Origin of the sequence: Halomonas sp. BDJS001 (genome assembly GCF_026104355.1) — a bacterium.
GTDB lineage: Bacteria > Pseudomonadota > Gammaproteobacteria > Pseudomonadales > Halomonadaceae > Vreelandella.
In genome coordinates, this window is record NZ_CP110535.1 from 2,968,518 (window position 1) to 2,988,780 (window position 20,263).

Below are 20,263 nucleotides of genomic sequence, written 5' to 3' on the forward strand. Positions count from 1 at the left end.
TTCCAAGTTGGCGCAAACGCTACCGCGCTTGCGTTTTAAATAGGCTTATTCACTGGCAAACGGCAAACGACCATTAAACGCACGGCTCAAGGTACCGCCATCAACGTACTCCAGTTCACCGCCCATGGGGACGCCATAAGCAAGCCGCGAGAGTTTGACGTTATGCGCTGAAAGCAGCGAGGCAATGTAGTGGGCCGTGGCTTCCCCTTCGATAGTCGGGTTAGTGGCCAATACCACCTCTTCAATGAGCCCTTCTGCCACGCGCGCTTCCAGCAAGTCTAAACCAATTGACTCTGGCCCAACCCCATCCAACGGCGAAAGGTGCCCGTGAAGCACGAAGTAACGCCCTTTAAAGCCACCGGCCTCTTCAATCGCCAGTTGATCGGCAGGCGACTCCACCACACATAGCAGCGAATCATCGCGGCGCGGACTCTCACACAGCGCGCAAATATCGGCCTCGGTGAGTGTGCGGCAGCGCTGGCAGTAGCCGACTTCTTCAATGGCTTGCTGGATAACCTCAGCAAGGCGTTGGCCACCGGGCCGCTCGCGCTCAAGCAGATGCATCGCCATGCGTTGGGCCGTTTTGGGCCCAACGCCGGGAAGCACGCGAAACGCCTCCATTAACTGCTCAACGAGTGGAGAAAAACGCATTGATTAGAACGGCATCTTAAAGCCGGGCGGAAGGTTTAAACCCGCCGTTGCTTCTTCCATTTTCTGTTTAGAGCTGACTTCAAGCTTGCGCACTGCGTCATTGACCGCCGCGGCAAGCAAATCCTCCAACAGCTCTTTGTCCTCTTCCATGACGCTGGGATCAATGGAGACATTGGATACGTCGTGGCGACCATTCATGGTGACCTTGACCATACCGGCGCCCGCTTCGCCCTGCACTTCAGTTTTGGCGACCTCTTCCTGGGCTTGCTGCATTTTTTCCTGCATCTCTTGGGCTTGTTTCATCAAGTTGCCCATTCCACCTTTAAGCATGGTCTGATCTCCAACGTGGTTATAAGGTAATCTCTAGCTATTTTGAGACTGTATGAAAGCGTGTATGACAGGCTGTCTGTAAAGCGCTTAGCGCACCGTATCGGCAGGCTTAACGCTGGATTCTATCAACTTGGCCCCAAACGCCTGCTGCAGCTTCTGTACATGGGGGTCGTGATTGAGTAGATCAACCGCCTGAGCATGGCGCTCTTTATTAAGACGCTCTTCGCGCTGGCGGGGCGTTTCCAGGCTATTAGACAACTCGGCCACGTAAAACGCTATTCGCCGTGGCATGCCCTGCTCTTTTAACGCCCGCTCAATGCGGGTTTGATGCACTTCCGCCTGCATGGCCTCTTGACTGGGATCCAGACGCAGCGTCAGCAGCGTGCCGTCGTCACTCTCGACCAAACAGTTACCCGCCAGGTTACGGGTTAAACCGCCCAAGCCCAGGGAGTCGAAGCACTCCAACCACTTAGCATTATCCAGCTTGCCTGGCAGGGTTGCTGGGACAGTTTCTGGGACAGTTTCTGGAACGGTTTCTGGAACGGCTGCTGGCGTAGAATCTGCCTGGGTTTCTGGGATGGCGTCTGATAGCGCCTCAGGTTGGGCTGTTGGTATCTCAGCTATAGCGGGCTCTAAAGCCTCGGGCCCAGAGACTGTTTCAGGCGTTAAGGCTGGCGCTGGCTCAGCAGCATGTTCCGGTTCAGCCAGCGCCGCTGGCTCAGGGGCTTGCTGCTGGGGAGCCTCCACTTCTGCCACCGCTGCATCAGCTTCGACTGTCCAAGGGGGTGGTTCTTGCAACGGCGGTGCCTCAGCAGCGGCAGGCATGACCGTTTCAGGCTGAGGTTGAGGCTCGGCTGGTGGCTTTGAGTGAACTTCTGGCCGGGCTTCAGCTTCTGGTGAGGGCTGCGGCGGCGCTGATGAGGCGGCTTCCCCCTCTGACACTTGAGCACTCGCATCAGCCACAGTTGTTGACTCAGATGTCTCTGATAATGTCTCGCGGCGCAGGGGTAGCGGGGTACGCGGCGGTTTCGGCACGCCCTGGGGGCGAAAAGCCAGCATGCGCAGTAGCGTCATCTCTAACGCGCTGCGCAGATCCGGGGCATGCACCATGTCCCCGCGGCCCTGAATACCAATTTGGTAATAAAGCTGAATATCTTCAGCGGTGAAACGGCTCGCTAGCTGCAGAATAACGTCGCGATCACCGTGGCTGTTATCCACGGCGTCCGGCACCATCTGCGCCACGGCCAAACGGTGGAGCATGCTGGATAGCTCATCCAGCACTGCGGCAAAATCGGGGCCCTGTTCGGCTAACTGGGCGACCTCGTCCAGCAGCCGCTGCACATCGACATCGGCCAGGGCTTCTGCCAACCCAAGTATATGACGATGATCCAGGGTGCCCAGCATGGCGGCTACATCCGCATGGCGCACGGCCCCCTGGCCAAAGGCAATCGCCTGATCGGTTAGGCTCATGGCATCGCGCATCGAACCTTCCGCGGCTTTCCCCAATAGCCATAACGCACTTTCGTCAAACGCAACGCCCTCTTCGCCCAGCACATAGGTCAGGTGCTCAACCACGCGCTCTGGCGGCATATGTTTGAGGGTAAACTGGAGGCAGCGCGAGAGTACGGTCGGCGGCAGCTTTTGCGGATCGGTGGTCGCCAGCAGAAATTTAACGTGGGGAGGTGGCTCCTCCAGCGTTTTCAGCAGCGCATTGAAGCTGCTGGTGGAGAGCATGTGCACCTCATCGATCAGATACACCTTATAACGCCCTTGGGTAGGCGCGTACTGGACATTGTCCAGCAGTTCCCGGGTATCTTCTACTTTGGTTCTTGACGCCGCATCAACCTCAATCAGATCAACAAAGCGACCTTCATCAATTGCCTGGCAACTGTCGCACTGGCCGCAGGGTGTAGAGGTAATACCTTCATCGCCACGGCCATTGGCCGTGCAGTTTAAACACTTGGCAAGGATACGCGCCAAGGTGGTTTTACCCACCCCGCGGGTACCCGTAAATAGGTAAGAATGGTGCAGACGACCCTGATCAAGGGCGTTGACCAGGGCGCGTTGAACATGGGCCTGACCCACGAGTTCGTGGAATGTGCGAGGCCGCCACTTTCGGGCCAGAACCTGATAGCTCATGAAGCTGTACTTCCTTCGGCGGGCTGACTTGCCCCGCGCTGTCGCCAGCGCGGGGCAAAGGCCACGATGCATAACAAAGATGATGCGAGAACAAACGCCATTCTAGCGGTTGCACCGCAGCCCGCCAACCGCCTGGATAAAGCGGGGTGGTCGATAGCGCCTAGGCGTTATCCCCACCTTCCGCCGCACCCGCACGCTCAGCAGCGGCTTTTACCAGCTTTTCCAGTTCGCCGTTTTGGTGCATCTCAACCACGATATCGCAGCCACCCACCAGTTCACCTTCTACCCATAGCTGCGGAAAGGTTGGCCAGTTGGCAATCTTGGGCAACTCGGCGCGAATATCCGGGTTATCCAGAACGTTAACGAAGGCAAAACGCTCACCGCAGCTCATCAGCGCTTGAACGGTCTGGGCAGAAAAACCGCACTGGGGCAGTTGGGGCGAACCCTTCATGTAAATCAGGATCGGATTTTCGCTAATTTGACGCTGAATGTTTTCGGCAGTCGTGCTCATACTATCTCCTCGCTTATCAATGACCGATACCCTCTCACTAATCTACCTGGCTTGGCCCTTGAATCTGGCACTTGAACCTGATTCTAGAACCTAGCCCTTGTCATAGGTACTTGAGCCAGTACTTAAGAACTAGCATTTAAGAAACAGTACGCAAGAACAGTACCTGAGTAGAGCGCTCGGCTTTAACGTGTAAAGGCCATTCTACGCATGCCGTTCGCGTTGCGCATCCCCTGCGGCATCGCTAGGATAGTGTTTTTGCGCGGAGAGAAGCCCTTATGGCGACACGCCATTTCCTGACCCTGCTAGATTTGACCCCGGATGAGCTGGATTATTTGATCCAACGCGCCATTACGATCAAAACCAATTTAAAAGTCCAGGGCCCTGTTTATACGCCGTTACCCAACCGCACCCTGGCGATGATCTTTGAAAAATCGTCTACGCGTACGCGGGTTTCATTCGAAACGGGAATGGCACAGTTTGGCGGTCACGCACTCTTTCTCTCCCCCCGTGATACGCAGTTAGGCCGGGGCGAACCGATCGAAGACACCGCCCGCGTGTTGTCCGAAATGGTCGATGCGGTAATAATTCGCACCTTCTCCCACGCCGGGCTGGAAGCCTACGCCAGCGCCAGCAGCGTACCGGTAATCAACGCTCTGAGCGATGATTACCACCCCTGCCAGCTGCTGGCCGACGTAATGACCTGGACCGAGCTTCGCGGTAGCGTCAAAGGACGTACAGCGGTGTGGATCGGTGATGGTAACAATATGTGCCACTCCTGGATCAATGCCGCCCGTCAGTTCGATTTTCACCTGCGCATCTGCTGCCCGAAAGGCTACGAGCCCCGTGCAGACATTATGGCGGCGGCTGGCGATAAGGTGACGCTGCTGCACGACCCTCAGGAAGCAGTAAAACAGGTCGACCTGATCACTACCGACGTTTGGGCATCAATGGGCCAGGAGGAAGAGCAGGCAAAACGTGAAGCCGATTTCGCAGGCTTTCAAGTGACCGAAGCGATGCTTGATCAAGCCAACCAAGACGTGCTCTTCTTGCACTGCCTACCCGCCCATCGCGGAGAAGAAATTAGCCACACGCTGCTCGACGACCCCCGGGCCGTGGTTTGGCAGGAAGCGGGCAATCGCCTGCATGCACAAAAAGCACTGATTGAATTTTTACTATTGGGAAAAATCGCTGAGTAATAAAATCAGCTTTTAAGGTCGAAAAAAGCCTCGTTGTTAAACGAGGCTTTTTCTGGAATCCTGGTGAAGCAAAATAATGGTGGAGCCTAGCGGGATCGAACCGCTGACCTCAACACTGCCAGTGTTGCGCTCTCCCAGCTGAGCTAAGGCCCCACACGCTGTCTTGCCGACAGCGAGGCGGATACTACGATGAACATTTATCTCGGTCAAGTTTTTGCCTCAACCGCAGCCAACTAATTCTCCTTTGTCGCAAGCTGTGGCACTCTATGCATAGAGTACAAGGCCAACGCCTGAGCCCATGATGTTTCCATGCAGGAGCCTGTCCATTGATCAGTGTACTTATAGCAGATGATCACCACCTAGTCAGAACGAGCATTGCTCACCTGCTAAACGAAGAGTGCGACATTAAAATTGTGGGCGAAGTCGACGATGGTGAAAGTGCCGTAACACAGTGTCGCCACTTAAAGCCCGACATTGTGTTAATGGATATTCGCATGCCGGGCATCGGCGGGCTTGAAGCCACTCGACGCATTAACCGCAGCATGAAAGACGCCAAGGTTCTGATTTTAACCGCGCACATGGAAGACAGCGTATTGCGCCGGATGCTTGAAGCGGGCGCATCAGGCTTTTTGAGCAAAGGCGCCGACGCCACAGAAATGACTGATGCCATCCGTCAGGTCTTCCATGGCCGGCGCTATGTCAGTCAACAAATTGCCCAGCGCCTGGCCATGTCACACTTTACCGATGAGGATAATCCGTTTAGCCACCTCTCTCACCGAGAGCTACAGATTGCCCTTATGATTGTGAACTGCCAGCGTGTACAAGATATCTCGGATCGCCTGCATTTAAGCCCTAAAACGGTAAATACCTATCGCTATCGACTCTTTGATAAACTACCGGTAGCCACCGACGTTGAGCTTACCCACTTGGCGCTCCGTCATGGGCTGGTAGAGGGGTTTGACGCTACCCAAATATAATCCCACCATCTCCCCTGCTGTTATCGGGTACCGACACGCTGATATGACCTTTGATTCAAAACAGTTCTTGAGCTCGGTAAGCTCCTCACCTGGGGTTTACCGAATGCTCGATGAGCAAAGTAATACCCTCTATGTAGGCAAAGCCAAGCGCTTAAAAGCGCGCCTTGCCAGCTATTTTCGTGGCCAGTTGAACACCAAGACCCAGGCCATGGTGGGGCGCATCGCCGATGTTCAAGTCACCGTCACACGCACGGAGACTGAAGCCCTGCTGCTCGAACAGACGCTAATCAAACAGTTGCGTCCGCCCTACAATATTCTGCTCCGTGACGATAAGTCTTACCCGTTTGTCTTTGTCACCGACCGTCACCCTTACCCGGCACTTGAGTATAAACGCGCCCGGCAACGCAGCGACGATGGGCGTTATCTAGGCCCCTACCCCAGCAGCGGCGCCGTTCGAGAAAGCTTAGCGCTTATGCAAAAATATTTCGTATCCGCAACTGCGAAGATAGTGTCTTTGCCCACCGCTCGCGCCCCTGCTTGCAGTATCAGATACAGCGCTGCAGCGCCCCTTGCGTCGACTACATTTCCGCCGAAGACTACCGCCGCGACCTGGAACACGCCGTAATGTGCCTGGAGGGCAAAAGTGAACGTGTGACCCAGGAATTGATGGAGGCGATGGAGGCGGCCAGCCGGGCGCTTAATTTTGAGGAAGCTGCCCGCCTGCGTGATCAGGTTCAGCAACTGCGCCAGCTCCAGCAACGCCAGTTTGTCGATACCGGTGGCGGGGATGCGGATATTTTCGCCCTCGCCCAGCGCCCCGGCGCGCTGGGCGTTTCTGTGCTGAGTGTCCGTGATGGACGTCTGCTGGGGGCCCGTCATCACACCCCGAAAAACGATCTGGATCTACCGCTTGAAACGCTGCTCACCGAAGTGGTTAGCCAATACTATTTTGGTCAACCACATAATGTGCCCAGCGAAGTGATTACCAGCCACCCGCTAAACGACAGCGAACTGATCGCCGAAGCGCTGACCCAGCAGGCGGGCAAACGCATTCGTGTCACCAGCCAAGTGCGTGGCCACCGCGCCCAGTGGCAGCAACTCGCCATTACCAATGCCGAGCAGCAGTTGGCCTCCCAGCTGGCCAACCAAACCCAGCTTACCCAGCGCTTTACTGCCCTGCAGAAAGCGCTGGGCTTAGCAGAAACACCCCAGCGTTTGGAGTGCTTCGATATTAGCCATAGCCACGGTGAGGCGACCGTCGCTTCCTGCGTGGTGTTTGATCATCAAGGCCCGCGTAAAAGCGACTACCGCCATTTCCGCATTGAAGGGGTCGCCGCAGGTGATGACTACGCTGCCATGCAGCAAGCTCTGACACGGCGTCTTAAGCGGGTAAAAAGTGGAGAAGCGGTTGCTCCGGACATTTTGATTGTCGACGGCGGCAAGGGCCAGCTCAACATGGCTCGTGAAGTGTTTAAACAACTCGACATCAGCAACATCATGCTATTGGGCGTCGCCAAAGGCACTACGCGCAAAGCGGGGCTTGAAAGCCTGTTTGTGGAAACCGCCGACAACCCGCTCGACCTGGATCCGGCTTCTCCCGCATTACACTTGATCCAGCATATTCGCGATGAGTCGCACCGTTTTGCCATTGCTGGCCATCGGGCTCAGCGTGATAAAGCGCGACGCACTTCGACCCTGCAGGATATTCCTGGCATTGGCCCTAAGCGCAGACGGGAGCTACTACGCTTTTTTGGCGGTCTGCAGGGGGTACAAAAGGCCAGCCGCGACGAACTTGCCCGTGTACCCGGCATTAATGCGTCGTTAGCCGAGAGTATTTACCGAGCACTCAACGGATAAACGCTCGTTTGGCATGGATGCCATCGGCCAAGGGGGATAGAATGAGCCCAAGAAACTTCGAATCCTCTGATTTCCCGGCAAGGATCGCACCCTGCGATGAACATACCCAACATACTGACACTGGCGAGAATCGCCTTTATTCCGCTACTGGTAGTGCTGTTTTATCTACCCTTCAGCTGGAGCATGCCCGTGGCGGCTGGCCTATTTGGCCTGGCTTCCATCACCGACTGGCTGGATGGCTATTTAGCGCGCCGCTGGAATCAGTCAACGCCCTTTGGCGCTTTTTTAGACCCAGTAGCCGACAAACTCATGGTGGTCGTCGCCCTGGCGCTACTGATCGAGCGTTACGACACCCTGGTGCTGACGCTCCCTGCGCTGGTGATCATCGGCCGTGAAATTGTTATTTCAGCCCTGCGTGAGTGGATGGCTGAAATGGGCAAACGCGGCATGGTGGCAGTTTCCTGGGTGGGCAAACTTAAAACGACCCTGCAGATGGTGTCGCTACTGATCTTGCTAGCGCTTCCGCCGACACACGAATTTGCCCTGCTAGGCGTTGTAGTCCTGTATACCGCCGCCATTCTAACGCTGTGGTCGATGGTTCAGTACCTGAGAGCGGCTTGGCCGCATCTTAGTCGCTCAATGTAATCTGCTGATAACTCAATAAGAAAGCGTATATAATTCATTGATTGACAACTCGGCGGCGATCCGTATAATTCGCCCTCGAGTCGAGCGGGAATAGCTCAGTGGTAGAGCATCGCCTTGCCAAGGCGAGGGTCGGGAGTTCGAATCTCCTTTCCCGCTCCAACTTGGATAGTGTGGTCTTGGATAGTTTGGTAAAGCAGGTTAGGGTCGTGAGCTGGTGCGCCAGTCCGATCGAATCTCCTTTCCCGCTCCAATAGACTCTTGAGGCTGGATGGCAGAGTGGTTATGCAGCGGACTGCAACTCCGTGTACGCCGGTTCGATTCCGACTCCAGCCTCCATCTTTGTGTAGCAGTGATGTTTTAAGTAGCACAAAACAGCATTGCCGTGTGACGTTGTAATGCATAGCCCGGATGGCGAAATCGGTAGACGCAAGAGACTTAAAATCTCTCGGGGGCAACCCCGTGCCGGTTCAAGTCCGGCTCCGGGCACCATCATCAATACTCACTCCTCCTCCCGCTTCACCCCTTCTATTGTTCTTTAATTCTAGCTCTTTAGTTATAGCTCTTTAGTTATGGCCCTCTAGCTTTCTACGCTGGTTCTCCCCCCTCTTTTCAGCGCTATGAGTGCGCACGATTGTTACGCATTTCTAACGCCACAGCCGTGCCAAAATATCGCTAAACACTAATCGCCACGCTATGATGCCTGCCTTCTAATTATTTGCGCGCCCGGCGAAGCTAGCGACGCTTAGGGGGTAGTACTATTTTGGCCAGCATTGAGTTTGGTCGGCATCAAGAGGGAACGGACACTATGAGCATGCCAACATCCGATGTACTTATCATTGGCGGCGGTGTCGCTGGGTTAACCCTCGCCTTGGAAGTGGCTGATCACAGGTCAGTGACATTGGTGCGCCCCGCTCAAGACGACCAAGGAGCCAGCCGCTGGGCTCAAGGCGGTATTGCCGCCGTGCTCTCGCCGGATGACAATCTGGAAGCCCATATCAACGACACACTGGTGGCAGGCGATGGTTTATGTGATCTTGAGGCGGTTCGCTTTACCGTTACCCATGGGCCCACTGCTATTCAGTGGCTGATTGATAAAGGTGTACCCTTTACCCCCGAGAACGATCCTGCCGCGCGCTATCCATACCATCTAACTCGCGAAGGCGGCCATAACGCCCGGCGAATTATCCACGCGGATGATGCCACCGGTCGCGCCGTGGTGGATACGCTTGTAGACAAAGTGGCGCAGCATCCCAATATCACCCAACGCAATGATTTAACCGTCGTTGGCCTGTTACAAGATACTCAAGGTGCCTGCTGCGGCGCCTATGGCAGCGATACTAACCGCCAGTGGCACTCGCTCACTGCGTGCCACACCGTATTGGCCACTGGCGGCGCAAGCGGCCTCTACCGTCACACGACGACGCCCGCCCCGAGCAGCGGCGAAGGGATGATGATGGCCGCAGAGCTGGGGGCGCGATTAATGAATCTCGAGTTTCAACAGTTTCATCCCACCTGCCTCTTTGACCCCGAAGGCCCGGCGTTTTTGATCAGTGAAGCGGTTCGCGGAGAGGGCGGACATTTGCTCAATGAAGCGGGGCAACGCTTTATGCTCGCGCAAGATAAGCGCGCCGAGCTGGCACCCCGCGACATCGTTGCCCGCGCCATTGACGCTGAGATACAGCGCGGCACCCTAGGGCATGTATGGCTGGATATTCGTCATTTAGGTGAAAAGGCGATCCACCACCACTTCCCCACTATTCTGGCCCACTGTGCATCTCGGGGCATTGATATCACCCGACACGCTATTCCTGTCGTGCCCGCTGCCCACTATAGCTGCGGCGGTGTCGCCACCGACCTGCACGGCGCCACCGACGTTGCCAATCTCTATGCCATCGGAGAAACAGCCTGCACGGGGCTGCACGGGGCCAATCGGATGGCAAGCAACTCACTGTTAGAGTGCTTGGTATTTGCCCGCAGCTGTGCACAGGCGCTGCTAGCCGATGAGGAGCAGCATGACCACCTATTCAGCAATCGAGAATTTCATCCCCCGCCCCAGGCTGCCGCCTTACCCAACGCAGTACTCAACGCTATTCGCCAACAAATGCGCACCACCATGAGCCAGCACGTCTCGATTGTGCGCAACGCAGCCGGTCTGAACACGGCTCTGGCGCAACTAAAGGCGCTGCTAAACCGCTTGGAAACGATTGAGGAAGCCCGAACGGCGCCGGAAGGGATACGACTGCGTCAAACCTTAGCGCTAGCCATCCTGACAGTGATCGCCGCTCAGCAGCGACATGAGTCACGCGGGCTGCACTACGCCACCGACTGGCCCAACCAAAAGCCCGCAGCCATCGACTCTTCGCTTTCGATCAACGATTTACCGGCCACGACAGACCCAAAGCGCTAACGACCAGGACGATGAAACAACCGCCTTACCTCGCGTAGGCTCTGTTGAGGCGCGCTATCAGGCCAGAGCCAAACCCGCTGCTTACCGACATAAAGCCCTATTAACCAGGGCCCTAAATAGTCGCAGCGGATCTGCTGCTCATCACCCAACTCTTCACTTTGCTGCGCCAGGGCTGTCTCCACTGACGACGCCTCGCGCAGCCAGCGGCCTTGAACGTCAGGGATTGTCGTTGTCAGCGAGAGCATGCCTTTAGGCTGACGCAGATAGCCATGCCATCCAAGGGCAGCACCCAGCCCCCCCATCGCCATTGCCAATGGCCCGCCCCCTACCCAATAGCTGATCACCACTACCCCGACCCATAAACCAGATTGAGACAGTAGCCAATACTTAGAGGGTACGATAGGCAGAATTATCGGTGGTTTCAGCATGTTCAACGATCATTTGTACGATACGCCGCTGGCTGGGCTCCTCGGGCCACTCGCGATGCATCAGCCAGACAAACAGATCCTGATCCTCACCCTCAATAAGTTGCTGGTAGGCCAGTTGATCCGCTTCGCTGAGATGGTCAAAACGCTGTTCAAGAAACGGAATAAGCAGCAGATCAAGCTCCCACATGCCGCGCCGGGAGTGCCAGTAAAGCCGTTTGCGCAAAATGGCTGCTGGGGAATTATCGTCGTTCAACGTCAGCCGCTCCGATCTAAGAAATGAGCAGCCAGTATACCTAAGCTGCGGGGTCGCGCCAGCGCCCACCTTCGCCTATGCTGTTAATGAGTCTAGAACCTTGTTTTATCTGAATTGTTTTATACTGAATTGCGCAGTATGCTGAATTTGATGTTAGCGAGGTCGAGAGCGCGTCACGGCCTTCAATGTTCGCAGGGAGCCAACCGATGACTAAATCTGAACTAATCGAACAAATTGCGATGCGTCAGCCGGAGTTGTCCGCCAAAGATGTTGAAACGGCGGTGCGTATTATCCTGGACGACATGACGGATTCTCTTTCTAGCGGTGGTCGCGTTGAGATCCGTGGTTTCGGCAGTTTTTCACTGCACTATCGGGAGCCGCGGGTAGGGCGCAATCCAAAAACAGGCGAAGCAGTTGATCTGGAAGGCAAGTATGTGCCGCACTTTAAGCCTGGCAAGGAGCTGCGCGAGCAGGTAGACGCTAGTCGGGCGCTCGGCTACTAAACGTGGGATGACGTCGGCGCTAGAGTCGTACACAATAGCGCTACCGTGAATGTCACAGACTAGGGAACTCAAATGCGTTGGATTAAAGGGCTGATATTAGCCGTTATTTTGCTGATAGTAGTGCTGGTAGGCATTCTGTTTGCCGTTAATAATCAGCAAACCATTGCCTTAAACCTTATTTGGCTAGAGCTACCGGCAGTATCGCTCTCGGTATGGCTGCTAGCGACCTTGGTGTTTGGCGTCGTACTGGGCATGCTCGCCATGCTTGGCGTCTACGTTCGGTTAAAGGCAACCCTGGCCCGCAGCCAGCGACAAAACAAGCAGCAGCGTAAAGAGCTCGACAGCCTGCGCACCCAGGAGTTTAAGGAACTGGCATAAATGCTGGATGTTGCGCTGCTAAGCGTACTGTTGGTCGCCATTGCCATCGGTTACGGATTAGGTTATCGCCAAGCCGGACGCCGTCGACATCGCTCCGAACCGCCCATGGCCTCATCGCAGGCGCTCTCCCGGGACTACTTCGTCGGGCTTAACTACCTGCTTAACGAGCAGCCCGACGAAGCGATCAACACCTTTATTAATGTGCTTGCGGTCAACAGTGACACGGTGCACACCCATATCGCCCTCGGCAAACTGTTTCGCGCCCGTGGCGAGGCCGATAAAGCGGTTAGCATCCACCAAAACCTGTTAGCGCGCCCCGCCCTTTCACAGCACACCAACGAGCAGATCCAGCTTGAGCTTGCCCGGGACTTTATGGCGCTTGGTGTGCATGACCGTGCCCAGCGACTGCTCAATACGCTGCTGGAACAGAGTAGTGATCACGAACACCGCTACGCTGCTAAACAGCTGCTTATCGATTTATTGGAACGCGAAAAAGCATGGCAGCAAGCCCTCGACGTTATCCAACCACTGCTGAAACAGTATCCGAAGATGCGGCGCCCCGCGGCCCACTGGTTATGTGAACTGGCACTGGAGGAAATTAGCGAAGCCAGCCGTCCACTGGCTAAAAAGCACCTCAAACAAGCGCTTCAACTGGATGAAAATTGCGTTCGCGCCACCTTAATGCTGGCCGAATTGGAGATGGACAACGGGCACTATGCGCGCGCCATAGGGCGCTTGGACACTATCCCGCGCCAAGACATCGTGCATATCCCCACTATGCTGCCAGCCCTCAGGCACGCCTATTTGCGCAATAATGATGAAGCAGGTTTTGAGGCTCACCTTTATCGGCTGCTTGAGCAAGCCCCTTATACCAGCATTATTATTGCGCTGGGACAGCTCGTTCATCAGCGTGACGGGGTCGACAAAGCGATCGAGTTGATCGGCGAACGCCTGCGCGCCGTGCCAAGCTTAGGTGGGCTGGATTACTTGATCGACCTGTATATCGAAAGCCAGCGGCTTAGCGGAAAACCTTCCCCGGATACCCGCCTGCTGCTGCTGAAACATCATACCGATGCGCTGCTGCTTAACCGTACCCGCCATCGCTGCCAGCGCTGCGGCTTTACCAGCGACGCGTTACAGTGGCAGTGCCCCAGCTGCCGTTTCTGGGGCACCATTAAACCGGTGATTGGCGTAGAGGGCGAATAGGGCTCGCTCGCGAAGCGGAGGAAGCCCTCGCAAGGCTGAGAGAGATTCAGTGCGCTCCTAGCTCCGCCTCAATCGCCGCCAGGGCCTCCATAGGCTCATCAGCCTGAGTGACGGGGCGACCAATGACCAGATGGCTACTGCCTGCCTGAATGGCTTCGCTTGGGCTCATCGTCCGCTGCTGGTCATTGGCGGCTGCAAAGCTTGGCCGAATGCCAGGGGTGACTTTCAGGAAAGACTCACCGCATAGCGTTTTAATCCGCGCAGACTCCTGGGCTGAGCAAACCACTCCTTGCAAACCACTCTGCTTCGCCAGCACCGCCAAGCGCTCCACGTGTTCGGCCAGTGGGGCCTTTATACCTAGCTCTGCCAAATCGTCTGCCTGCATACTGGTCAATACAGTAACGGCGATTAAATGGGTCGTTAAAGCGTGCTGTTCCAGACGCTGCACAGCCGCCTCCATCATCCGCCGCCCGCCGCTGGCATGAACGTTGACCATCCACACGCCCTGCTCCGCCGCCGCCTGCACGGCGCTGGCAACGGTATTGGGAATATCGTGAAATTTTAGATCCAGAAACACCTCAAACCCTCTACCGTGCAGCGCTTCTAGCACCGCAGGGCCGCTGCGGGTAAACAGCTCTTTACCGACTTTCACTCGACAGCGGGCGGGGTCTAGCTGATCTGCCATGCAGAGCGCAGCGTCAAGCGAAGGGTAATCAAGGGCAATAATGATCGGGGAATCGGTGGCCACAACGTTGCTCCAAATACGTTTTCGGCCATTATATCAGTCTCGCCCTACTCCTCGCCTCCCCCTTGTTTGTAGGCGATAGGTAAGCCAGATGTAAGATTTTTACCATAAACGGATAGCTAAAAACTTACATAAACCGTCATAGATCTCTTACAGAAACACCTTTGGAATAAAGCTAAGTTAGTAATGCATCGGCGTTTATCTTTCCCAGCGCCGCCTGCGCAACCCAAGTCATCCAACGTTATTAAAAGGATCATTGAAGATGAACATGAAACTTAAAGGGGTGTTGGCCGCACTACTGTTTAGCATTAGCTTAAGTCTTTCCAGTGGCGTGCTGGCCCAGGATGTGGCCCCTATTAACGTCAATACCGCCGACGCTGAACTGCTGGCCGAACTACCGGGTATTGGCCCCAGCCGGGCCGACGCGATTATTGAAGAGCGCGAAGCTAATGGCGCCTTTGAAAGCGCTGCAGACCTAGAGCGCGTCAGTGGCATTGGGCCTGCCACCGTTGACCGCCTGCAGGGGCAAGTGACGTTTGAATAGAGATAACGTTTGTTAGCCACCACCATCGCCCGGTCAACATAAGCACCGGGCTTTGGTATAACCTGCTTTAAATCATCCACAAATCCATAAACTTATGCACTGGCAACGCTTCAAGGGCTGTCTGCTGGCGACAGAGTTGAGTAATGGTTTGGCAACGGGTTGATGGAAAGCGGGACGCCAAATGGCGCTCAAACTTTTCAACCAGTAGCGGCATCCCCGCCTCTCTTCGACGGCGATGGCCTATCGGGTACTCCACTGCGACTTGATCCGTCGCACTCCCATCGTTGAAAAATACCTGCACCGCATTGGCGATAGAGCGCTTCTCCGGGTCGTGATAAGCCGCCGAATACTCGGCGTTTTCTTCTACCACCATCTTGGCTAGCAACTCATCGATCAGCGGATGGGCCGCATGAAAGCTATCCTCATAGTGCTCGGCGGTCAGCGCCCCAAAGATAAGCGGCACTGCGGTCATATATTGCAAGCAGTGGTCACGATCCGCCGGATTGGCTAACGTGCCGGTTTTGGAAATAATCCGAATCGCCGAATCGTGGGTGGTGAGTACGATCTTATCGATCTCGGCTAGTCGATCTTTCACCTGTGGATGCAGCGTCACAGCGGCTTCGCAAGCGGTCTGGGCGTGAAACTCGGCGGGGAAGGAGATCTTAAACAGAATATTCTCCATCACGTAGCTGCCGAATTCGCGCTGGAAGCGAAGGCGGCGGTCAGCTTCCGGCTTCAGGCTCAAATCTTTGTTGGCATGGCTGAACAGCACATCGTAGAACCCCCACTGGGGCGCCGATAGTGCACTGGGAATACCCATTTCACCGCGCAGGGCAATATCTGCCAAGCGCACCCCCCGTGAAGTGGCATCCCCAGCGGCCCAGCTTTTACGCGAACCAGCGTTGGGCGCATGGCGATAGGTGCGCAGACTCTGACCATCCACCCAGGCGTGAGAGAGCGCCGAGAGCAGTTGCTCCCGATTGGCGCCCATCAGCTTAGCGGCCACCGCGGTTGAGGCGACTTTAACCAGCACCACGTGATCAAGACCAACACGGTTGAAGCTATTCTCCAGCGCTAGCACGCCCTGAATCTCATGGGCCATGATCATGGCGTTGAGCACATCGCGCATCACCAGGGGTGCCTCGCCTTGAGCGACCCGCTGCTGAGAGAGATGGTCAGCAACAGCGAGTATCCCACCAAGATTATCGGAGGGGTGGCCCCACTCGGCGGCGAGCCAGGTGTCGTTATAATCCAACCAGCGGATAATACAGCCGATATCCCACGCCGCCTTGACCGGGTCAAGACGCAACGAGGTACCCGGCACCCGTGCACCAAAGGGTACGACCGTGCCCTCCACTATCGGCCCAAGATGCTTGGCACACTCTGGAAAACGCAGCGCCAGCAGCCCACACCCCAGCGTGTCCATCAAGCAGTAGCGGGCGGTTTCCAATGCCTCTTGAGACTCGACCTGATAATTGAGTACATAGTCGGCGATGGCCTGCAGCTCAGGGTCGTAATCGGGCCGCTCGTTGGCTTCGGATGTGGCGGAAGATTTTGCAGACGGTCTGGAAAACATAGCACGCTCTCCTGCGGTTGACTCACCTACTCAGTATGGCTCAAGTCAGTATGGCCCAAGCAATGCTTCCTAAAAGCTGTCATCAGGAATTCTCACAAATCCTTCCATCAACACCCGCGCGCTGCGGCTCATCACTGCCTGTTCGATATGCCAACGCCCTTCCACCAGGCTTGCTTCAGCGCCCACCCGCAGACTGCCAGAAGGATGCCCGAAGGTGACCTCGTTGCGCTTACCACCACCGGCGGCCAGATTTACCAGTGTGCCTTCAATGGCCGCAGCCGCCGCAATGGCTACAGCGGCGGTGCCCATCATGGCGTGGTGCAATTTACCCATTGAGAGGGCACGCACCACCAAATCAATGTCAGCAGCCTTTACGCTTTTACCACTTGATGATAGATAGTCTGCGGGAGACCCTACAAAAGCGACTTTGGGCGTATGCTGGCGGTTAGCGGCTTCGCTGATGTCACTGATCAGCCCCATAAGCACCGCGCCGTGGGCACGAATGGTTTCAAACATCTTAAGTGCTTTGCTGTCACCGTTGATGGCTTCCTGCAGCTCCGTGCCGGTATAGCCAATATCAGCGGCATTGATAAACACCGTGGGGATACCGGCATTAATCAGCGTTGCTTTCAATGTTCCTACGCCTGGAACATCAAGCTGGTCAATCAAGTTACCGGTAGGGAAAATTGCCCCCTCGCCGTCAGCGGGATCCATAAAGGCCACCGGAATCTCAGCGGCAGGAAAAGTCACGCCATCCAGCTCAAAATCGCCGGTTTCCTGCACTTCGCCATTGACGATTGGCACTCTTGAGACGATGGTCTTGTGTATATTCACCTGCCAAATGCGTACCTCGACCACCCCGTTTTCAGGAACACGTGTAGGGTCAACAAGACCATTGCTAATCGCGAAAGGGCCGACCGCCGCAGAGAGGTTGCCGCAGTTACCACTCCAATCCACGAAGGGCTTGTCGATGGAGACCTGGCCAAAGAGGTAATCCACATCGTGTTCCGATGATGCGCTTTTCGACAGAATCACCGCTTTACTGGTACTGGAGGTCGCGCCCCCCATACCATCTATCTGCTTTTCGTATGGGTCGGGGCTGCCTATAACCCGCAGCAGCAGCTGATCTCGTGCAACGCCTGGCTGCTGGGCGGCTTCGGGTAGGTCGCTAAGGTTAAAAAACACTCCCTTACTGGTACCGCCACGCATATAGGTGGCGGGAATTTTAATCTGAGGCATGAACTCATCTCCGTTTACGCAGCGGTGGACTCAAGAAAGTCCTGGGCAAAGCGCTGCAGCACACCACCAGCGGTGTAAATCGACACTTCCTCAGCGGTATCCAAACGGCATTTTACCGCTACACGCTCACTGTCACCGCTTTGACGATGGATCACCAGGGTGAGCATCGCCCTCGGTGCAACAGCGCCTTCCACGTCGTAGGTTTCGGTGCCATCCAAGCCCAGGGTTATGCGTGTGGTGCCGGGTTCAAACTCCAGCGGCATCACCCCCATTCCGATCAGGTTGGTGCGGTGAATACGTTCGAAACCTTCCGCGGCAATTGCCTCTACGCCTGCCAGAGCGACACCTTTGGCCGCCCAGTCCCGGGAAGAGCCCTGGCCGTAATCGGCACCGGCAATAATGATCAACGGCTGCTTACGTGCCATATAGGTTTCGATCGCCTCCCACATGCGGGTCACTTCGCCCTCTGGCTCTACCCGCGCCAGCGAGCCTTGTTTCACCTTGCCGTCAGCGTCGCGCACCATCTCGTTGAACAGTTTGGGATTGGCAAAGGTCGCCCGCTGGGCGGTGAGGTGGTCGCCCCGGTGGGTGGCGTAGGAGTTAAAGTCCTCCTCCGGCACGCCCATTTTGGCCAGGTACTCCCCCGCCGCGCTGTTCAACTGAATCGCATTGGAGGGCGAGAGGTGATCGGTGGTGATATTATCCGGCAGTATCGCCAGCGGTCGCATACCTTTAAGGGTGCGCTCCTTGGCCATATTGCCCTCCCAGTAGGGCGGACGGCGGATATAGGTACTTTGCGGCCGCCATTGATACAGCGGGCTCACTTGGGTGCGGGCACTCTTATCCAGGTCGAACATGGGAATATAGGTCTGGCGAAACTGCTCCGGCTTCACCGACGCTTTAACAATGGCGTCGATCTCCTCATCCGCTGGCCAGATATCCTTCAAGGTAACGGGATTGCCCGCTTGATCGATACCCAGGATATCTTTTTCAATATCAAAGCGAATGGTACCCGCAATGGCGTAGGCGACCACCAGCGGGGGTGACGCCAGAAAAGCCTGTTGGGCATGGGGGTGAATGCGCCCATCGAAGTTGCGGTTGCCAGAAAGCACGGCGGTCGCATAGAGATCACGCTCAATAATCTCCTGCTGGATTTTTGGATCCAGCGCCCCGGACATGCCGTTGCAGGTGGTACAGGCGTAGGCCACCACCCCGAAGCCGAGGTTTTCCAGCTCGCTCATCAAACCCGCTTCTTCCAAATACATCTTGACGGTTTTCGAGCCCGGCGCCAGCGACGACTTCACCCAGGGCTTGCGCAGCAGGCCCAGCCGGTTGGCGTTGCGAGCAATCAGCCCGGCCGCCACCATATTGCGCGGGTTAGAAGTATTGGTGCAACTGGTAATGGCGGCGATGATCACCGCGCCATCGGGCATTTTGCCCGCTTTTTCCTCCGCCTGTGCTGCTTCAAGCCCCACGGCGATGCCGCGCTGGGCAAGCTCTGAAGTAGGCAAATGGGCGTGGGGGTTGGAGGGCCCCGCCAAGGTGCGAGTCACCGATGAGAGATCAAAGGTCAGCACCCGCTCGTACTCAACCTCGGTGAGACTGTCCGCCCAGAGGCCCGTCTGCTTGGCATAGGTCTCTACCAGTGCGACCTGATCGTCCTCGCGGCCGGTAAGCTTCAAGTAATCGATGGTTTGGCCGTCGATGTAGAACATCGCCGCCGTGGCACCGTACTCAGGGGTCATATTGGAGATCGTGGCGCGGTCGCCAACGGTCAGCGCATTGGCGCCTTCGCCGTAAAATTCCAGATAAGCACCGACTACCCGCTCTTTACGCAGGAATTCGGTGATCGCCAGCACCATATCAGTGCCGGTTATACCGGGCTGCAGTTTGCCAGTTAGCTCTACGCCAACGATATCCGGCAGGCGCATCATCGAGGCACGCCCCAGCATCACGCTTTCGGCTTCAAGCCCACCCACGCCCACGGAGATAACGCCCAGGGCATCCACCATAGGGGTATGGCTATCGGTGCCTACACAGGTATCCGGGTAGGCAATGCCATCGCGGTTCTGCACCACCGGCGACATCTTCTCAAGGTTAATCTGGTGCATGATGCCGTTGCCGGGGGGGATCACATCGACGTTCTCAAAGGCCGTCTTCGTCCAGTTGATAAAGTGGAAACGGTCATCGTTGCGGCGATCTTCAATGGCGCGGTTTTTTCAAAGGCGCCCTCTTCTGAGCCTGCGTGTTCCACGGCCAGCGAGTGATCGACAATCAGTTGGGTCGGCACTACGGGGTTGACCTTGGCAGGGTTGCCGCCCTTCTCAGCAATGGCGTCACGCAGCCCGGCAAGATCGACCAGCGCAGTTTGGCCCAGGATGTCATGGCACACCACTCGCGCCGGGTACCAGGGGAAATCCAGATCGCTTCTGCGCTCAATCAGTTGTTTCAAGGCATCGGTGAGCAGCTCAGGATCACAGCGGCGCACCAACTGTTCCGCCAGCACGCGAGAGGTGTAAGGCAGTTGCGCGTAGGCACCGGGCTGGATATCTTCCACTGCCGCGCGAGCATCAAAAAACTCCAGCTCAGTGCCAGGCAGTGGTTTACGGTATTGGGTATTCATAGCAGGCATACTCACAAGAAGGGGCTGAAAAAGGCCCGGTGATCAAGCACCGGGC

Annotated in this window: 17 protein-coding genes, 4 tRNA genes and 2 pseudogenes; 12 read left to right on the forward strand and 11 right to left on the reverse strand. The window is 56.2% G+C overall.

Annotated features, from left to right (window positions below; genetic code table 11):
- Nucleotides 1–45: 45 nt before the first annotated feature.
- From recR to grxD, 4 genes are all read right to left on the reverse strand, one after another.
- Nucleotides 46–651 (reverse strand): recombination mediator RecR, encoded by a 606-nt coding sequence (recR, locus tag OM794_RS13780; RefSeq protein WP_211596089.1) that lies wholly within the window; start codon nt 649–651, stop codon nt 46–48.
- A 3-nt stretch (nt 652–654) separates the two neighbouring features.
- The gene (locus tag OM794_RS13785) at nt 655–981 is read right to left on the reverse strand and encodes a YbaB/EbfC family nucleoid-associated protein (protein WP_226250801.1); all 327 of its coding nucleotides are present in this window, start codon (nt 979–981) and stop codon (nt 655–657) included.
- Between the two features lie 87 nt (nt 982–1,068).
- Complete coding sequence (gene dnaX, locus OM794_RS13790) at nt 1,069–3,120, reverse strand: DNA polymerase III subunit gamma/tau (RefSeq protein WP_226250800.1); 2,052 nt, start codon at nt 3,118–3,120, stop codon at nt 1,069–1,071.
- Nucleotides 3,121–3,280: 160 nt separating this feature from the next.
- Complete coding sequence (gene grxD / locus OM794_RS13795) at nt 3,281–3,631, reverse strand: Grx4 family monothiol glutaredoxin (protein ID WP_133732744.1); 351 nt, start codon at nt 3,629–3,631, stop codon at nt 3,281–3,283.
- A 275-nt stretch (nt 3,632–3,906) separates the two neighbouring features.
- On the opposite strand from grxD, the gene argF reads away from it, so the two are divergent.
- Entirely contained in the window at nt 3,907–4,827 is a 921-nt protein-coding gene (gene argF / locus OM794_RS13800; RefSeq protein WP_226250799.1) for an ornithine carbamoyltransferase, read from the forward strand.
- Between the two features lie 77 nt (nt 4,828–4,904).
- Here argF and OM794_RS13805 read toward each other — a convergent pair.
- Nucleotides 4,905–4,980 (reverse strand) — tRNA-Ala (locus OM794_RS13805).
- 173 nt (nt 4,981–5,153) lie between these two features.
- Here OM794_RS13805 and uvrY point away from each other — a divergent pair.
- The 7 genes and pseudogenes from uvrY to nadB all read left to right on the forward strand — a co-directional run bounded on the left by uvrY (nt 5,154) and on the right by nadB (nt 10,713).
- Complete coding sequence (gene uvrY, locus OM794_RS13810; protein WP_211596085.1) at nt 5,154–5,804, forward strand: UvrY/SirA/GacA family response regulator transcription factor; 651 nt, start codon at nt 5,154–5,156, stop codon at nt 5,802–5,804.
- Nucleotides 5,805–5,847: 43 nt separating this feature from the next.
- Nucleotides 5,848–7,661 (forward strand): annotated as a pseudogene (gene uvrC / locus OM794_RS13815) (excinuclease ABC subunit UvrC).
- A gap of 96 nt (nt 7,662–7,757) precedes the next feature.
- Nucleotides 7,758–8,306, forward strand: coding sequence for a CDP-diacylglycerol--glycerol-3-phosphate 3-phosphatidyltransferase (pgsA, locus tag OM794_RS13820; protein ID WP_226250797.1), 549 nt, complete (start codon nt 7,758–7,760; stop codon nt 8,304–8,306).
- Nucleotides 8,307–8,390: 84 nt separating this feature from the next.
- Nucleotides 8,391–8,465, forward strand: a tRNA-Gly gene (locus OM794_RS13825).
- 103 nt (nt 8,466–8,568) lie between these two features.
- Nucleotides 8,569–8,642: transfer RNA gene (locus tag OM794_RS13830), tRNA-Cys, on the forward strand.
- A gap of 66 nt (nt 8,643–8,708) precedes the next feature.
- A tRNA-Leu gene (locus OM794_RS13835) sits at nt 8,709–8,795 on the forward strand.
- 316 nt (nt 8,796–9,111) lie between these two features.
- Nucleotides 9,112–10,713, forward strand: a complete 1,602-nt coding sequence (gene nadB, locus OM794_RS13840) for an L-aspartate oxidase (protein WP_226250796.1) — start codon at nt 9,112–9,114, stop codon at nt 10,711–10,713.
- On the opposite strand, the gene OM794_RS13845 is transcribed toward nadB, so the two are convergent.
- Together OM794_RS13845 and OM794_RS13850 are read right to left on the reverse strand one after the other, a co-directional pair.
- Nucleotides 10,710–11,141: a hypothetical protein gene (locus OM794_RS13845; protein WP_226250795.1), complete on the reverse strand. Its 432-nt coding sequence runs from the start codon at nt 11,139–11,141 to the stop codon at nt 10,710–10,712. The two genes, nadB and OM794_RS13845, sit on opposite strands and share 4 nt — an antisense overlap.
- The gene (locus tag OM794_RS13850; RefSeq protein ID WP_039860102.1) at nt 11,101–11,394 is read right to left on the reverse strand and encodes a succinate dehydrogenase assembly factor 2; all 294 of its coding nucleotides are present in this window, start codon (nt 11,392–11,394) and stop codon (nt 11,101–11,103) included. Before OM794_RS13850 ends, OM794_RS13845 begins: the two co-directional genes overlap by 41 nt.
- 206 nt (nt 11,395–11,600) lie before the next feature.
- Here OM794_RS13850 and OM794_RS13855 point away from each other — a divergent pair, with 206 nt between their 5' ends.
- The 3 genes from OM794_RS13855 to lapB all read left to right on the forward strand — a co-directional run bounded on the left by OM794_RS13855 (nt 11,601) and on the right by lapB (nt 13,481).
- Nucleotides 11,601–11,897, forward strand: a complete 297-nt coding sequence (locus tag OM794_RS13855; RefSeq protein ID WP_211596081.1) for an integration host factor subunit beta — start codon at nt 11,601–11,603, stop codon at nt 11,895–11,897.
- Between the two features lie 72 nt (nt 11,898–11,969).
- On the forward strand, nt 11,970–12,275 hold the full coding sequence (locus OM794_RS13860; protein ID WP_211596080.1) for a lipopolysaccharide assembly LapA domain-containing protein: 306 nt from the start codon (nt 11,970–11,972) through the stop codon (nt 12,273–12,275).
- Nucleotides 12,276–13,481: a lipopolysaccharide assembly protein LapB gene (lapB, locus tag OM794_RS13865; protein ID WP_226250794.1), complete on the forward strand. Its 1,206-nt coding sequence runs from the start codon at nt 12,276–12,278 to the stop codon at nt 13,479–13,481.
- Nucleotides 13,482–13,527: 46 nt separating this feature from the next.
- On the opposite strand, the gene pyrF is transcribed toward lapB, so the two are convergent.
- On the reverse strand, nt 13,528–14,229 hold the full coding sequence (gene pyrF / locus OM794_RS13870; protein ID WP_226250793.1) for an orotidine-5'-phosphate decarboxylase: 702 nt from the start codon (nt 14,227–14,229) through the stop codon (nt 13,528–13,530).
- A 259-nt stretch (nt 14,230–14,488) separates the two neighbouring features.
- Between pyrF and OM794_RS13875 the strand changes: the two genes are divergently transcribed.
- Entirely contained in the window at nt 14,489–14,770 is a 282-nt protein-coding gene (locus OM794_RS13875) for a ComEA family DNA-binding protein (protein ID WP_226250792.1), read from the forward strand.
- Between the two features lie 67 nt (nt 14,771–14,837).
- Here OM794_RS13875 and prpD read toward each other — a convergent pair whose 3' ends face one another.
- From prpD to acnD, 3 genes and pseudogenes are all read right to left on the reverse strand, one after another.
- Nucleotides 14,838–16,346, reverse strand: coding sequence for a 2-methylcitrate dehydratase (prpD, locus tag OM794_RS13880; RefSeq protein WP_226250791.1), 1,509 nt, complete (start codon nt 16,344–16,346; stop codon nt 14,838–14,840).
- A 69-nt stretch (nt 16,347–16,415) separates the two neighbouring features.
- Nucleotides 16,416–17,585, reverse strand: coding sequence for a 2-methylaconitate cis-trans isomerase PrpF (prpF, locus tag OM794_RS13885; protein ID WP_226250790.1), 1,170 nt, complete (start codon nt 17,583–17,585; stop codon nt 16,416–16,418).
- Nucleotides 17,586–17,599: 14 nt separating this feature from the next.
- Nucleotides 17,600–20,208: pseudogene (gene acnD, locus OM794_RS13890) on the reverse strand (Fe/S-dependent 2-methylisocitrate dehydratase AcnD).
- Nucleotides 20,209–20,263 lie beyond the last annotated feature (55 nt).